The organism is Rhodoferax ferrireducens, from assembly GCF_031458075.1.
GTDB lineage: Bacteria > Pseudomonadota > Gammaproteobacteria > Burkholderiales > Burkholderiaceae_C > Rhodoferax_B > Rhodoferax_B ferrireducens_A.
On record NZ_JAVDXT010000001.1, the window covers coordinates 1,745,090 to 1,760,497 of the forward strand.

Here is a 15,408-nt window from a genome sequence, read left to right on the forward strand (position 1 = left end):
TGTCTGTCACCGCGTTTGCTTTATAGCGCGTCCGGGGCCATATGCCAGATCTGTTGCGCGTATTCGCGGATGGTGCGGTCCGACGAAAACACCCCCATGCCCGCCACATTGGTGATGGCCTTGGCGCACCAGGCGGCCGGCTGGCGGTACAAGTCGTCTACCTGCGCTTGGGTGGCCACATAGGATGCGTAGTCGGCCAGCAGCAGGTAGTGGTCGCCGCCCCATAGCAGGGTGTCGACCAGGGCGCGGTAGCGGCCGGGCTCATCCGGCGAGAACTGGCCACCGGCGATGGCGTCCAACACTGCCTTGAGCGCGGGCGTGTTCTCGTAGTAGCGCATGGGCTGGTAGCCGCTTTGCTTCAAGGCCTGGACTTCTGGGGTCTTCAGGCCAAAGATGAAGATGTTGTCGTCGCCCACGTTCTGGCGGATTTCGATGTTCGCGCCGTCATCGGTACCGATGGTCAGCGCACCGTTCAGGGCCAGCTTCATATTGCCGGTGCCCGAGGCTTCGGTACCGGCGGTGGAAATCTGCTCGGACAGATCGGCGCCGGGCATGATGGTTTCGGCCACCGACACGCCGTAGTTGGGCATGAACACCAGCTTGAGCTTGTCGCCGATGCGCGGGTCGTTGTTGACCACCGTGCCCACATCGTGGATCAGCCGGATGATGGACTTGGCGGTGACGTAGGACGACGCGGCCTTGCCCGCAAAGATCACGGTGCGCGGCACCCAGTCGGCGTGGGGGTTGGCCAGAATCGCCTGGTAGCGGGTCACCACATGCAGAACATTCAGTAGCTGGCGCTTGTATTCATGGATGCGCTTGACCTGCACGTCGAACAGGCTATCGGGGCTGACCTGGATACCGGTGCTGCGTGCAATGGCCTCGGCCAGGCGTACCTTGTTCGCGCGTTTGACCGCCATGAAGGATTTTTGGAAGGCTGCATCGTCTTTCTTGGCCTTGAGTTTTTGCAGCTGGTCCAGGTCCAGGCGCCAGCCGCTGCCCAGTGTGCTGTCCAGCAGGCCGGACAGGCCGGGGTTGGCCTGCGCCAGCCAGCGGCGCGGCGTCACACCGTTGGTCATGTTGGTGAAGCGGTCCGGCCAGATGCTGGCGAAGTCCGAAAAAATGGTTTGCACCAGCAGCTCGGAGTGCAGGGCCGACACGCCATTCACCTTGTGGCTGCCCACGATGGACAGATGGGCCATGCGCACGCGGCGCTCGCCTTGCTCGTCGATCAAGGACAGGCGGGCCAGAAAAGCGTTGTCGCCAGGACGGTGGGTGGCTGCCAGGTCCAGAAACTCCTTGTTGATGCGGAAAATGATTTCCAGGTGGCGCGGCAGCACATGCTGCATCAGGCCCACGGGCCAGGTTTCCAGCGCCTCGGGCATCAAGGTGTGGTTGGTGTACGAGAAGGTGTTGCCGCAAATCTTCCAGGCCTTGTCCCAGGGCATGGCGTGTTCGTCGCACAGCACGCGCATCAGCTCGGCCACACCGATGGCCGGATGGGTGTCGTTGAGGTGGATGGCCACATGCTCGGCCAGATTGTCCAGCGAGGGGTGTTCGCGCAGGTGGCGGGCCACCAGGTCTTGCACCGATGCGGACACAAAGAAGTATTCCTGCTTCAGACGCAGTTCGCGCCCCGCGGGTGTGCTGTCGTTGGGGTAGAGCACCCAGGAGATGTTTTCGTATTCGTTCTTCAGGCTGGCGGCACGCGCGTAGTCACCGGTGTTGAAGGCGTTCAGGTCGATGTGGGCCGGGGCCACGGCTTTCCACAGGCGCAAGGTGCTGACCTTTTCGGTGCCGTGGCCCGGCACCACCATGTCATAGGCCTTGGCGGCCACTTCGCCGGCGTGGCGCCAGATCGGGCTGCCATTCACATGCTCGACCCAGCCGCCAAAATGCACAGGGTAGCTGATGTCGGCGCGCGGAAATTCCCAGGGCGTACCGTTTTCCAGCCACGGGTCGGGGTATTCCATCTGCGCACCGTTCTGTATGTCCTGTGCAAACATGCCGTATTCGTAGCGGATGCCGTAGCCGAACGAGGGTAGGCCTACCGTGGCCATGGAATCCAGAAAGCAGGCGGCCAGGCGCCCTAGGCCTCCATTGCCCAGCGCGGCATCGGGCTCGCGGTCGGCCACGTTTTCCAGGGTTTGGGCGAACTGGGTCAGGCCTTCGGCAGCGGCGCCGCGCAATTCCAGGGCGCCCAGTGCATTCGACAGGGTGCGGCCCATCAGGAATTCCATGGACAGGTAAACCACCCGGCGGGCTTTGGCGGCGGCTTCACGGGTCTGGGTCTCTACCCAACGCTGCGAAAGTTGCTGGCGCGCCACATGGGACACGGCCAGCATCAAATCATTGGGGGTTGCATCGGCGGGGTTGACGCCTACGGTGTTGAGTAAATGCTGCGTGATTGCAGCCTGGATGTTGGTGGAAATATTGGCAGAAGAAGGGGTAAGACGCAGGGGCACAGGAGCTTCCTTTGGTAAATGTGGGCACAAGCCTGAAACCGCGAACGGCGAGCTTTTTGCGGAGTCTAAGCGCTTTGAGGTCGGAAAATAAGCATGTTTAGAGAATTTTCGCACGCAGGGCCGGGTTGGTGGCCGTTTTTTGGATCCTCGGATTAAGATGCTGGCGTTAGTCGAAAGTTGGTCAACAATTACCTATTCTCTGGAGACAAAAATGCAGCAGATTAACTTGGCCCATGGACTGGACCTGCCAAAACGGGCCATTGCCCTGGTGCTGGCCGGTGGCCGCGGCAGCCGCTTGATGAATCTCACAGACCGACGCGCCAAGCCGGCGGTGTATTTCGGCGGTAAGTTTCGGATTGTTGATTTCGCGCTGTCCAACTGCCTGAATTCCGGCATTCGGCGCATCGGCGTGATCACCCAGTACAAGTCGCACAGCTTGTTGCGGCATTTACAGCGCGGCTGGGCATTCTTGAAGAACGAGATGAACGAGTTTGTCGACCTGCTGCCGGCCCAGCAGCGCAACGACAATGAAAACTGGTACCGCGGCACGGCCGACGCGGTCTACCAGAACCAGGACATTCTGGAGAGCTACGGCGCCGACTACATCGTGGTCCTGGCCGGCGACCATATTTACAAAATGAACTACGCCCTGATGCTGGCCGACCACGTGGCTAAAGGGCGCGAATGCACCGTGGGCTGCATCGCCGTGCCGCGCAAGGAGGCGTCCGCCTTCGGAGTCATGGCGGTAGACGACAACAGCCTGATCACCGACTTCCTGGAAAAGCCTGCCGATCCGCCGGCCATGCCGGGCAACCCCGATATGTCGCTGGCCAGCATGGGCATCTACATCTTCAACGCGGCATTTCTGTATGCCGAGCTGGAGCGCGATATGGCCGACCCGGCGTCCAGCCACGACTTTGGCAAGGACATCATTCCGCGCGCGGTGCGCAACGGCAACGCGGTAGCCCATCCTTTTGCCCTGAGCTGCGTTCCCAATGTGGAGGGCGAAGAGCCTTATTGGCGCGACGTGGGAACGATTGACGCCTACTGGGACGCGAACATCGACCTCACCGCGACCGAACCCAAGCTGAATCTGTACGACACGCAATGGCCGATCTGGACCTACCAGGCCCAGTTGCCGCCCGCCAAGTTTGTGCACAACCAGGACGACAGGCGCGGCATGGCGATCGAATCCATGGTGTCGGGCGGCTGCATCGTGTCGGGCAGCGTGCACCGTTCGGTGCTGTTCTCCAGCGTGCGGGTGCATTCGCATTCGCAGGTGAACTGGTCGGTGCTGTTGCCCGATGTACAGGTCGGCCGCGGTGCGCGCATCAACCGGGCGGTGATCGACCGCGGCTGCGTGATCCCCGATGGCATGGTGATTGGCGAAGATGCAGCGGCCGATGCCGAGCGTTTCCACCGCAGCGAAAACGGCATCACCCTGGTCACCACCCCCATGTTGAAGAAGTTGGCTGCCGGATGAAAGTACTGCAGGTCGGTGCCGAGGTTTTTCCTCTGGTCAAAACAGGTGGCTTGGCGGATGTGCTGGGCGCGCTGCCCCAGGCCTTGGTCGCGGCGGGTGCCGATGTGCGCCTGCTGCTGCCAGGTTTCCCGGCGATTCTGGCCGGCCTGAAGACGCCTACGGTGGTGTATGAAATCGGCGCAGCATTTGGCGTGGCGCGGGTGCGCCTGCTCTGCGGCACCATCGCTGCCAGCGGTGTCACGGCCTATGTGGTCGATGCACCTTACTACTACCAGCGTGCCGGCAACCCCTACCTGGGGCCGGACGGCACGGAGTGGCCGGACAACGCCCAGCGCTTTGCATTGCTGGGCTGGGTAGCCGCCCAGGTGGCTGCGGGTGGGCTGGACCCGGCCTGGACGCCCGATGTGCTGCACACCCATGACTGGCACGCAGGCATGGCCTGCGCCTATGTGGCGGCCAATCCGGGCGCCAAGGTGGCTACCGTCTACACCGTGCACAACCTGGCTTACCAGGGCTTGTTCGATGCCAAGGACTTCCATCTGCTGGGCTTGCCGGTGCGCTTCATGGACCCGACCCGGCTGGAATACCACGGCCGTTTTTCGTTCATGAAGGCCGGCTTGACCAACGCCCAGCGTGTCACTACGGTCAGCCCCAGCTATGCGGCAGAGATTGCCACCGCGGAATTCGGCTGCGGGCTGGACGGCGTGGTGCGTTCGCGCGGCGCCGATGTGTCCGGTATCCTGAATGGCGTGGACGATGCGGTGTGGAACCCCGGCACCGACAAGGACATCGCCAGCCCGTACTCGGCCAAGGCCATGGCCGGCAAGGCTGCATCGAAAGCCGCTTTGCAGAAAGCCCTGGGCTTGCGCGTCGACGCCACGCTGCCTTTGTTTACCGTGGTCAGCCGCTTGACGCAGCAAAAAGGCCTGGACCTGGTGCTGGCCGCGATCCCCGAGATGCTGGCTGCCGGCGCCCAGCTGGCGGTGCAGGGCAGTGGCGATGCCGAGCTGGAAAAAGCTTTTACCCAGGCCATGGCCGTGCACCCCGGGGTGGTGGCGGTGCGGCTGGGCTACGACGAGGCTTTTGCCCACCAGATGATTGCCGGTGCCGATGCCATGCTGGTGCCGTCCCGCTTCGAGCCCTGCGGTTTGACCCAGCTGTATGCCTTGCGCTACGGCACCGTGCCGGTGGTGCGCCGGGTCGGTGGGCTGATCGACACCGTGGTGGATGCCGACGACGCGGCTGTGCAGGCCGACAGCGCAACCGGCTTCATGTTCGGCCCTGCGACCCGTGAAGCCCTGGCTTTGGCGGTGCACCGCACTGTCCATGCCTATGCCCAACCGGCAGTCTGGGCGCAGCTGCAGCAACGCGGCATGGCGCAAAATTTCTCCTGGGCGGCAGCGGCCACGCAGTATTTGGATTTGTACGAAAGCTTGTGCGGTTCTGCTGTCGCTTCATAGAGGGCAGGTGGTCTTTAATAAGACCCCAAAATATCCCGGTTGATGGTCCGGTAAGCGGGCTGTGGCAAAACTACAATGCCAGCCGCTGGCCCAGGTCCCGTGGCGCTGGGCGTTCCATTCACACAACCGGCACATATTCCTATGCACGTTGCAAGCTCGATCTTCAAGGCCTATGACATCCGCGGCGTCGTGCCGGCTACCGTTACCGAAGCGGTGGCGGAAGGCATAGGCAAGTCTTTTGGCAGCATAGCCCTGGCGGAGGGGGAAACCACGGTCGCCGTCGGCCGCGATGGCCGACTGAGCGGCCCCAGCCTGGTGGCGGCCTTGATCCGCGGCCTGGTGGCGGTGGGGATTGAGGTGATCGATGTCGGTACCGTCACCACCCCCTTGCTGTACTTCGCGGCGCATACCCTGTGCCGCAGCGGCATCCAGGTGACCGGCAGCCACAACCCCAAGGATTACAACGGTTTCAAGATGGTCATGGGCGGCCGCGCCATCCATGGGGATGAAATCCAGGCGATTCGCCGGATGATGGAAGCCGAGTCCTGGGTCGCCAGAACCGGTGGCACGGTGCGCAAGGTCGACGTGCTGCCAGCCTACACGGCCCGCATCGTGTCCGACATTCAATTGGCCCGTCCGATGAAGATCGTCGTTGACTCGGGCAACGGCATCGCTGGCGCCTCGGCCCCGGACATCCTGCGCGCGATTGGCTGCGAGGTGATCGAGCTGTTCAGTGAGGTCGACGGCAATTTCCCGAACCACCATCCCGACCCGAGCAAGCCCGAGAACCTGCACGACCTGATGGCCGCGTTGAAGACCAGCGGTGCGGAGTTAGGCCTGGCCTTTGACGGCGACGGCGACCGCCTGGGCATCGTCACCCAGGATGGCTCCAATATCTACCCCGACCGCCAAATGCAGCTGTTCGCCGAAGACGTGCTGCGCCGCGTACCGGGCGGCACGATTCTGTTTGACGTGAAATGCTCGCAGCGCCTGGCGCCTGCCATTGCTGCGGCCGGTGGCCAACCTTTGATGTTCAAGACCGGCCATTCGCTGATCAAGGCCAAGATGAAGGAAATCGAAGCCGCTGGCGGCCAAGCCCCGCTGGGGGGCGAGATGAGCGGCCATATCTTCTTCAAGGAGCGCTGGTTCGGCTTTGACGACGGCACCTATGCGGGCTGCCGCCTGCTGGAGATACTCAGCCAGTCGCCCGATGCAAACGCCGTGTTGCACGCTTTGCCTACGAGCTTTTCGACCCCCGAGCTGAATGTGGCCTGTGCCGAAGGCGAGCCGCCTGCGGTGGTGGCAAAAGCCCTGGCCCTGGCCGACTTTGCCGCGCCCGCCGTGGTCAACACCATCGACGGGTTGCGTGTCGACTGGCCGGATGGCTTTGGCTTGCTGCGCGCCAGCAATACCACGCCGGTGCTGGTGCTGCGCTTTGAAGGCCATACGCCCGAGGCCCTGGAGCGCATCCAGCACGACATGCTGGCCTTGCTGCGCCGTGCCAAGCCAGACGCCACTTTGGCGGCCAGCGCGCATTGACACGCCAGCACGCAGACGGGCAGGGCATGCGGATCTTGATTGTCAAAATATCGTCGCTGGGCGATGTCATCCAGACCCTGCCGGCCTTGCACGACATGCGCCAGGCTTTGCCGCAGGCCACGTTCGACTGGGTGGTGGAAGAGGCTTTTGCGCCGCTGCTCAAAGCCCATGTGCCGGGCCTGGCACGGGTGATTCCGGTGGCCCAGCGGCGCTGGCGCAAAACCCCGCTGACGGCCGCGGTGCGGGCCGAAAAAGCCGTGTTCCTGCAGACCTTGCAGGCCGAAGCCTATGACGTGGTGCTGGACTTCCAGGGCCTGATCAAGTCCGTGCTGATTGCCCGCCAGGCGCGGCTTGCCCCGGGGGGCTGGCGTAGCTCCTACGGCAACCGCAGCGAGGACGCCGCTTACGAGTGGCCGGTGCGCTGGCTGGTGCAGCGGCCCCAGCCCATGCCGCCACGCATCCACTCCATGCAACGCTACCGCCGCCTGGCTGCGCTGGCGCTGGGTTATGCGCCGCGCGACGACGGCATCGGCTACGACGAATTGCAGGTCACGCCGGTGGAGCCCGATGGCAGCGTGATGCTGGTGCACGGCACCACCCGGGTAGAAAACGAATGGCCGCTGCAGCACTGGATACAGGTCGGCCAGGCGCTGGTGGCCCAGGGCTTGCCGGTCAGTGTGCCGCAGGCGAATCCGGCTGAGGCCGTATTTGCCCAGCAGCTGTGCGAGGCCATCGGCCCGCAGGCCCAGGTGCTGCCCCGCATGGGCCTGGCTGCGTTGGCGGCGCGCATGGCGGGCTGTGTGGGCGTCATCGGCGTGGACTCCGGCCTCAGCCATCTCGCCGTGGCCTTGAACCTGCCGCATGTGCAGATTTTCAGCCAGCCGCGCATCTGGCGCGCCGGGCCGGTGGGCTGTAGCTACCAGGTGGCGGTCGGCGGTGAGCAGGCGCCGGATGTAGACACTGTGCTGCAGGCGTGGCAAGCTGTGTGGGCTGATTTCCACCAAAAAGCCTTGTTGCCGGCTTCTGCATGAACGTCTTGATCGTCAAACTTTCTTCGCTCGGCGACGTGGTCTACGCCATGCCGGCGGTACAGGACATGTTGTCCGAGCTGCCGGGTACCCAGGTGGATTGGGTGGTCGAGCCCGACTTCGCCCCGCTGGTGCGGCGCTGCGCTGGTGTGCACCGCGTGATCGAATGCGATCTGCGCCGTTGGCGCGAAACCGTGTTCACCGCCGATACGCGCACCGCCTGGCGGGCTTTTTCCTCGGACCTGCAATACGAATGCTATGACGCGGTGCTGGACCTGCAAGGCCTGAGCAAATCGGCGCTGGTGGCCAAGATGGCGCGGCTCAGCCCCCAAGGCCTGCGCTACGCCCTGGCCAACCAGACCGAAGGCCGCAGCTTCGAGGCCCCGACCCGCTGGGAGGCCGACGTGGCGATTCCGGTCGAGCCGCGCATCCATGCGATAGACCGCTCGCGCGTCATGTGCGCCCGGGCCTTGGTGTATGCGCTGCCAGAAAAATTATCTTTTGGCCTTGTACCGCATGTAGGTAAAGAGCTTAGAGCTGTTAAAAATATAGCGAACACGTTTTTTGATTCGGGCAGCGTGGCGCCGGCATCCATCGTCGCCCTGCTGCACGGCAGTTCGCGCGCCGACAAACATTGGCCGGACGAGTCCTGGCTGGAGCTGGGCCATCGCCTGAACGCCCTGGGCTATACGGTGGCCTTTCCGCATGGCAGCGACGAGGAGCAGTGGCGCAGCGAAAGCATTGCCAGCCGGCTCGAGCAGTCTGTGGTCTGGCCGCGCATGGGCATGAGTGCGCTGACCGATGCGCTCGGCGAATGCCTGGGCGCGGTCGGCGTGGACAGCGGCCTGTGCAATATCGCCACCGCCCTGGACCTGCCGCTGGTGCGGCTGTACAACTTCGATACCGTCTGGCGCACCGGACCGCGGGACAACGACCACCAGTTCAGCGTGTTTGGCGAGCCTACACCCAGTGTGGATGCGGTCTGGAATGCCTGGATGCAGGCCTCGGCCCTGGCGTCACTGCGGGACTCGATGCGTTGATCCGCGGTCTGTATTCCCTGTGCCTATGGCTGGCCAGCCCGCTGCTGCGCCGCAAGCTGCGTAGGCGCGCGTTGGCCGAGCCCGGCTACGGCGTGGCGGTGCCCGAGCGCTTCGGCCATTACACCCAGCCGCCCAGCCATGGCTGGGTGTGGATCCATGCGGTATCGCTGGGCGAAACCCGGGCCGCGGCGATCCTGCTGGCGGCCTTGCGCCGCGCCATGCCCGACATGCGCCTGCTGCTGACCCACGGCACGGCCACCGGTAGGGCCGAGGGCCAGTCGCTGCTGCGCGCCGGCGATGTGCAGGTCTGGCAGCCTTGGGACACGCCGGGTGCGGTGCAGCGCTTTGTGCGGCATTTCCAGCCGCGCATCGGCATCCTGATGGAAACCGAAATCTGGCCGAATCTGCTGGCGGCTTGCCAGGCGGCCGGCATTCCGGTGGCGCTGGCGAATGCGCGGCTCAGCCCCAAATCTTTGCGCCAGGCACAGCGCCTGTCGGCCCTGTCCTGGCCGGCCTATGGCGCGCTCAGCGCGGTATGGGCGCAAACCGAGGCCGATGCGCAGCGCCTGTTGCAAGCCGGCACCCGGCCGCCGCAGGTGCTGGGCAATCTGAAGTTCGACGCCTCGCCGAATCCGGCCCAGCTGGTCACCGGCCGGGCCTGGCGGCATGGTGCGGGCCGCCCGGTGGTGCTGCTGGCCAGCGCCCGCGAGGGCGAAGAGCTGATGCTGCTCAGCTATTTACAGTCTTTTAGGGCTGTAGCGCAGCAAACACCTGCGCCAGCAGCTATGGAAATAGGAGCAATGGATGTGCAGTGGCTAATCGTGCCACGCCATCCGCAGCGCTTCGATGCGGTGGCTGAGCTGGTGCAGGCCCAGGGCTTCAGCCTGTCGCGGCGCAGCAACTGGGTGGATGCACCAGATCAGGCTGATGTCTGGCTCGGCGATTCGCTGGGCGAGATGGCGCTGTACTACGGCCTGGCGGATCTGGCCTTGCTGGGGGGCAGCTTTGAGCCCCTGGGCGGGCAGAACCTGATCGAAGCCGCGGCCTGCGGCTGCGCGATGGTGATGGGGCCGTCGACCTTCAATTTTGCCGAGGCGGCCGATCTGGCCGAAGCTGCGGGCGCCGCCTGCCGGGTGGCCGGCATGCCCGAAGCCGTGGCCCAGGCCCTGGCCTGGCTGAACGCACCGCACGTACTCGCTTCCGCCGCCGCCGCTGGGCCGGAGTTTGCCGGCGCCCACCGCGGTGCGGCCCAGAAGACCGCGGCCGCCGTGCAGGCCCTGCTGGCGGCCTAAATCGCGTTTACTGCGGTTGCAGCAAGGTGTTGACCGACTGCAGGTCTTCGGGCTTCAGGCTGCCGCTGGCCTGGCGCAGCTTGAGGCCGCCGACCAGCACGTCGTAGCGGGCCTTGGCCAGGTCGCGCTTGGTCTGGAACAGCTGGCTTTGCGAATTCAGCACGTCGATATTGATGCGCACGCCCACCTGGTAGCCCAGCTTGTTGGCGTCCAGCGCGATCTGGCTCGAGGTCTCGGCGGCTTCCAGCGCCTGCACCTGGCCGAGCCCCGACAGCACGCCGTAGAAGGCGGTGCGGGTGGCCTGGGCCACGCTGCGGCGCGCGGCGTCCAGGTCGGCCTGGGCCTTGTCTTCCAGCGACAGGGTTTCGCGGATGCGGTTCTGCACCGAGAAGCCGGCAAATATGGGGATGTTCAGGCTCAGCCCGACCACGGTGCTGTTGTTGCGCGAGCCGTTCGGCAGGCTGGAGGTGCCGTTCGGGTAGCGATTCACGTTGTAGCCGGCGGTCAGGTCCAGGGTCGGCAGGTTGCCGGCCTTGGCTTTCTGGGTTTCCAGGCGCGCTACTTCCAGCGCGATCTGGGCCTGCTGCACATTCGGGCTGGCATCGGCCTGGCGTTCCCAGCTGGAGATGTCGGCCGGCTGCAGGCTGGGCAGCAGTACCGGTTGCGCCAGCGGCGCGGGCTGGGCGTTTACCTTGCTGACCAGGGTGTCGAGCGCCAGGCGTTTGACCAGCACATCGTTTTCGGCGGCGATTTCCTGGGCCCGCACCAGGTCGAAGCGCGCCTGGGCTTCGCGGGTATCGGTGATGGTGGAGGTGCCGACTTCGAAGTTGCGCTTGGCCGAGGACAGTTGCTCATTGACGGCAGTCTTCTGGGCCCGCACAAAGGTCAGGGTGTCGGTGGCGGCCAGCACGTCGAAATAGGCCTGGGCCACGCGCACCACCAGGTCTTGTTCGGCGACCTGCAGCTGGGCGGTGGCGACATCCACGCTCTTCTTGCCCTGCTCGTAGGCGATGCGGTTGGCCGGCCGGTACAGCGGCTGCGAGCCGCTGAGGGTGGCGGTCTGGGTGGTGTAGTCCTTGTCGATGGTCGGGTTGCTGCCGTCCAGCATATTGCGGTTCAGCCCGGCCGACAGGCCTACGCTGGGCAGGATGCCGGCCTTGGCCTGGGCGGCCTTGGCCAGGTTGGCGTCGTACTGGGCCTTGGCCGACTGGTAGGTCGCATCCGTGGCACGCGCCGCGTCGTACAGCTCCAGCAGGCTTTGCGCATGGGCCGTGCCCGCACAGGCGGCAGCCACGGCCAGAGCGAGAGATGCGAGCGGGAAACGTTGCATGGTCATCCTTGAATTTCTGTCGGGTGTCTGTCGGTCCGGCGGGCACACGCCGCGGTCACGGGGTGTAAGGTGGGATCAGTAGCGCGGCACGCCGGGGTCGCGCTGCAGCGACCAGGCGTCGATGCCGCCGGCAATGTTCACCACGTTCTCAAAGCCGTTTTGCAGCAGGAACTGGGCGACCCGCTGGCTGCGCGCGCCGTGGTGGCACAGGCAGGCGATAGGGCGCTGCGGGTCCAGCTCGGCCAGCCGGCCGGGGATCTCGTTCATGGACAGTTGCACCAGGGTGAAGCCATCGGCCTGCACGCTGGCGGCCTGCCACTCGGCGGGTTCGCGCACATCCAGTACCACGGGGTCGGTCTGGCCTTGCAGCCACTGGGGCAGGTCGGTCGGGGTGATTTGGGCGATCATGGCTTAGAACGAAAACTTGGACGGTTCCGGGAAATTGACCAGGCGCGGCGCCACCGTGTCCCAGGGCTGGGTGGTGGTGTAGGCGGCCTCGCTGGCGCGGGTGATGAAATTGGCGCACATCATCGGCTGCTGGCCGACCACGGCAAACAAACGGCCACCCACCTTGAGCTGGGCCTTGATCTTCTCGGGCACCGAGGCCACCGAGCCGCTGAGCACGATTACATCAAACGGGCCGTCGGCGGCCGCACCCAGGGCGCCATCGGCATGCCGGACTTCGACGTTGTGTACGCCGGCCGCGCGCAGGTTGTTGCGTGCCAGGCTGGCCAGTTCGGGCAGGATTTCCAGCGACAGCACGCTGTGCGCGCAGTAGCCCAGCAGCGCGGCCATGTAGCCCGAGCCGGTACCGATCTCCAGCACTTTTTCATGCTTCTGGATCTTCAGGTCCTGCAGGGTGCGGGCTTCGACCTTGGGCGACAGCATGGACTGGCCGAAGGGCAGCGGGGTTTCCATGTCGACAAAGGTGAAGGCCTGGTATTCGGCGGGCACAAATTGTTCGCGCTTGACGACCGACAGCAGCGCCAGCACCGCGGGCTCCAGCACATCCCAGGGGCGGATTTGCTGTTCGATCATGTTGAAACGGGTTTGTTCAAGCTGGGCGGAAGTGGTCATGGTGGGTCTTTGAGGTCGGAGGCAGGGTAACGTTCGATTTTAGGGGGGGAATTTTGCATGTCTGGCGGATTTGCCCAGCATTTACCTGCGCAACATCATGCCGGTGCAGGCCGTACGCGCAAGCCGTTGAGAAGAATCTGCACTTGCGCATCCAGGTAGCGCAGTGGGTCTAGCACCGACGCGGTACACGGGTGGGTGCCCACCGAATGCTTCCACATAGCCAGAAAGATCAGCGGCGCAGTCACGGCGTAGGTGGCCAGCTCCAAGTCGACGGCGGCGAATTCCCCACGGTCGACCCCGCGCTGCAGGATGCGCTGTACCAGGCTGTGGTAGGGCTGCACCACTTCGGCCTGGTAGAAGGCCGCCATTTCGGGGAAGTTTTGCGCTTCGCTGAGCATCAGCTTGGTCATGCCCGAGGCCTGGGTATTGCCTACGCGCTCCCACCAGCTGTGCATGCCGTAGTGCAGCAGCTCGGCGCTGCTGCCGGTAAAGCTGTCGACTTCGTCGCTCCATTCATGGAAGCGGCCGGCCAGGGTTTGCCGCACCACGGCCTTGAACAGCTCGTCCTTGCTGGGGAAGTACAGGAATAGGGTGCCCTTGGACACGCCGGCGCGCTGCGCCACTTCTTCGACGCGGGTGGCGGCAAAGCCTTTTTCCACGAACAGGTCCAGCGCCGCCGCCAGCAGTTCGCTGGGGCGGGACTCCTTGCGGCGCATGCGCTTGGCCGGAGTGTCTGCTGATGGGGAAGATGAGGCGGTGGGCATGGTGTTACTGACTGACGGGTTATTAATATAGCCCGTGGGTGCGGCAGGCGTCAATCAAAGTCAGTGCCCGACCATCCGCAGGCCCAGCCATTCGCGCAGCACTTCACGGGATGCCAGCAGTCCATAGCCCGTGGGCAGCCATTCCAGCAGCTTGCGCTGCTGCGGCAAGGTGAAGCCGGTCGGCGCAGGGGTGACGGTAAAACCGGCCCGCTCAAACGCCTGCTGCGCGCGCGGCATATGCCAGGCGTGGGTCACCAGGGCGATGCGCTGCACGCCTTCGGGGGCCAGCAGGGCTTGCATATAGGCGGCGTTCTCGGCGGTATCGCGCGAGCGGTCGTCGACCCAGTGCAGCGCCAGGCCGTAGTCTTGGGTCACCAGAGCCCGGGCCATCGCGCCTTCGGACGGGGCGGCGGTGCCGCTGTTCGCCCAACCCACGCCGCCGGCAAAGGCCAGCGGCAGTTTGGCCTGCCGGGCTAGCCACACGCCGTAGCGCAGGCGGCCTGCGGTGTCGGCCGTGGGCTGGGGCGTCGCGTATTCGGGTGACGTGGGCCGAACCCCGCCGCCCAGCACCACCACCGCCTGCACCTGGCGCGCATGCAGCGCTGCGGCCGCTGTGGCCGGGGGCAGGGCACTGGTCTGGGGCAGCAGGGTTTGGGCCAGCCATACGGCCACCGCATTGCAGCTCAGCAGCCACAGGCTGGCCAGGCCCAGCAGGCACAGCAGGCCACCGAGTGCCCGTTTGCGCCACAGCAGGCCCAGGCCGAGCAGCAACAGCGGCGCGGCCGGCGGCATCACCAGGGCGGTGAGTACAGGTTTGAGTTCACCGGGGTACATATGCTCCTCTATTTGTAGCTGCTGGTGTAGGCTGTATATGCGCTGATGGCCATATTGCCTGTATTGTGGCAGCCGCCTATTCGATGCAGGTTTGCGTGCCGCGCAAGTGTACAAGTCCCTATTGCATAAAAAGGTGTACAAAGCAGGCTATGCAAAACACGTCCCCCACGCCGTCCTCCAGCCCCGCTCCCCATGAAGTCATTACCCTGGGAGGAGGGTGTTTCTGGTGCACCGAGGCGGTGTTTGTGCAGGTGGCGGGCATCACCGATGTAGAAAGCGGCTACTGCAACGGCACCACCGCCAACCCCAGCTACGAGCAGGTCTGCAGCGGCGACACCGGCCACAACGAAGTGGTGCGGCTGGAGTTCGACCCCAGCGAAATCAGCCTGCGCGAGATTCTGGAGATTTTCTTCGTGATCCACGACCCGACCACGCTGAACCAGCAAGGCCACGATGTCGGCACCCAGTACCGCAGCGGTATCTACACCAGCACGCCCGAGCAGCTGTCGGTGGTGCAGGCGGTGCTGGCCGAGATCGCCGAGAGCAAGACCTACCGCAAACCGGTGATCACCGAAGTGCTGCCGCTGGCCAACTACTGGCCCGCCGAGGCCTACCACCAGGACTACTTTGAGAACCACCCGAACCAGGGCTATTGCCTGATGGTCGCCGCGCCCAAGGTGGAGAAGTTCCGCAAGACCTTTGCCAACCTGGTCAAGAACTAAGCGTGTTTTAGGCTTGCAGCGCAGGTAGAGCCTGCGCCAGTAGCTATTAAAACCATAGTCAGACAACCATGCTGCGCCTGACCCAAGCCCCGAACCTCGCGATGGCCACGCTGTGGGCCGATGCCCTGGAGGTCGAAGGCATTGCGAGCAGCGTGCAGCGCCAGTACCTGGTGGGCGTGGCCGGTGAGTTGCCGCCTGACCAGTGCCTGCCCGAAGTATGGATACACCACGCTACCCAGGAAGCCGCAGCCCGCAAGCTGCTGTACGACCTGCAGAACGTGCCGCAGCACCGCTGGCAGTGCGGCTGTGGCGAATTGATTGAAGGCGGCTTCGAGCAATGCTGGAGCTGTTCAGCCTGGATGCCCCGATAAAAC

The 15,408-nt window shown here is 64.6% G+C and carries 14 protein-coding genes; 8 read left to right on the forward strand and 6 right to left on the reverse strand.

What is annotated here, in order from left to right; translation table 11 throughout:
- Positions 1–20: 20 nt before the first annotated feature.
- The gene (locus J2X19_RS08080) at positions 21–2,465 is read right to left on the reverse strand and encodes a glycogen/starch/alpha-glucan phosphorylase (RefSeq protein ID WP_310372255.1); all 2,445 of its coding nucleotides are present in this window, start codon (positions 2,463–2,465) and stop codon (positions 21–23) included.
- A 211-nt stretch (positions 2,466–2,676) separates the two neighbouring features.
- Between J2X19_RS08080 and glgC the strand changes: the two genes are divergently transcribed.
- The 6 genes from glgC (at position 2,677) to J2X19_RS08110 (ending at position 10,307) form a co-directional block, all read left to right on the forward strand.
- Entirely contained in the window at positions 2,677–3,948 is a 1,272-nt protein-coding gene (glgC, locus tag J2X19_RS08085; protein ID WP_310372257.1) for a glucose-1-phosphate adenylyltransferase, read from the forward strand.
- Positions 3,945–5,408, forward strand: coding sequence for a glycogen synthase GlgA (gene glgA / locus J2X19_RS08090; RefSeq protein ID WP_310372259.1), 1,464 nt, complete (start codon positions 3,945–3,947; stop codon positions 5,406–5,408). The genes glgC and glgA overlap by 4 nt, the downstream gene beginning before the upstream one ends.
- Positions 5,409–5,549: 141 nt before the next feature.
- On the forward strand, positions 5,550–6,947 hold the full coding sequence (locus J2X19_RS08095; protein WP_310372261.1) for a phosphomannomutase/phosphoglucomutase: 1,398 nt from the start codon (positions 5,550–5,552) through the stop codon (positions 6,945–6,947).
- A 26-nt stretch (positions 6,948–6,973) separates the two neighbouring features.
- Complete coding sequence (gene waaC / locus J2X19_RS08100) at positions 6,974–7,978, forward strand: lipopolysaccharide heptosyltransferase I (protein ID WP_310372263.1); 1,005 nt, start codon at positions 6,974–6,976, stop codon at positions 7,976–7,978.
- Positions 7,975–9,015, forward strand: coding sequence for a lipopolysaccharide heptosyltransferase I (waaC, locus tag J2X19_RS08105; protein WP_310372265.1), 1,041 nt, complete (start codon positions 7,975–7,977; stop codon positions 9,013–9,015). The genes waaC (J2X19_RS08100) and waaC (J2X19_RS08105) overlap by 4 nt, the downstream gene beginning before the upstream one ends.
- Positions 9,012–10,307, forward strand: coding sequence for a 3-deoxy-D-manno-octulosonic acid transferase (locus J2X19_RS08110; RefSeq protein ID WP_310372267.1), 1,296 nt, complete (start codon positions 9,012–9,014; stop codon positions 10,305–10,307). The genes waaC (J2X19_RS08105) and J2X19_RS08110 overlap by 4 nt, the downstream gene beginning before the upstream one ends.
- Positions 10,308–10,314: 7 nt before the next feature.
- Here the strand turns inward: J2X19_RS08110 and J2X19_RS08115 are convergent, their stop codons facing one another.
- The 5 genes from J2X19_RS08115 to J2X19_RS08135 form a co-directional block, all read right to left on the reverse strand.
- Positions 10,315–11,637, reverse strand: coding sequence for a TolC family outer membrane protein (locus J2X19_RS08115; RefSeq protein ID WP_405048607.1), 1,323 nt, complete (start codon positions 11,635–11,637; stop codon positions 10,315–10,317).
- Positions 11,638–11,712: 75 nt separating this feature from the next.
- Positions 11,713–12,045, reverse strand: coding sequence for a rhodanese-like domain-containing protein (locus J2X19_RS08120; RefSeq protein WP_116608006.1), 333 nt, complete (start codon positions 12,043–12,045; stop codon positions 11,713–11,715).
- A 3-nt stretch (positions 12,046–12,048) separates the two neighbouring features.
- Positions 12,049–12,714, reverse strand: a complete 666-nt coding sequence (locus J2X19_RS08125) for a protein-L-isoaspartate O-methyltransferase family protein (RefSeq protein ID WP_116608005.1) — start codon at positions 12,712–12,714, stop codon at positions 12,049–12,051.
- 95 nt (positions 12,715–12,809) lie between these two features.
- A complete protein-coding gene (locus J2X19_RS08130) occupies positions 12,810–13,478 on the reverse strand; it encodes a TetR/AcrR family transcriptional regulator (protein WP_310372273.1) in 669 nt (222 codons plus the stop codon).
- A gap of 60 nt (positions 13,479–13,538) precedes the next feature.
- The gene (locus tag J2X19_RS08135; RefSeq protein ID WP_310372275.1) at positions 13,539–14,312 is read right to left on the reverse strand and encodes a YdcF family protein; all 774 of its coding nucleotides are present in this window, start codon (positions 14,310–14,312) and stop codon (positions 13,539–13,541) included.
- 149 nt (positions 14,313–14,461) lie between these two features.
- Between J2X19_RS08135 and msrA the strand changes: the two genes are divergently transcribed.
- Positions 14,462–15,034, forward strand: coding sequence for a peptide-methionine (S)-S-oxide reductase MsrA (gene msrA, locus J2X19_RS08140; protein WP_310372277.1), 573 nt, complete (start codon positions 14,462–14,464; stop codon positions 15,032–15,034).
- 68 nt (positions 15,035–15,102) lie between these two features.
- Complete coding sequence (locus J2X19_RS08145) at positions 15,103–15,405, forward strand: putative signal transducing protein (RefSeq protein ID WP_310372279.1); 303 nt, start codon at positions 15,103–15,105, stop codon at positions 15,403–15,405.
- Positions 15,406–15,408: the final 3 nt, after the last annotated feature.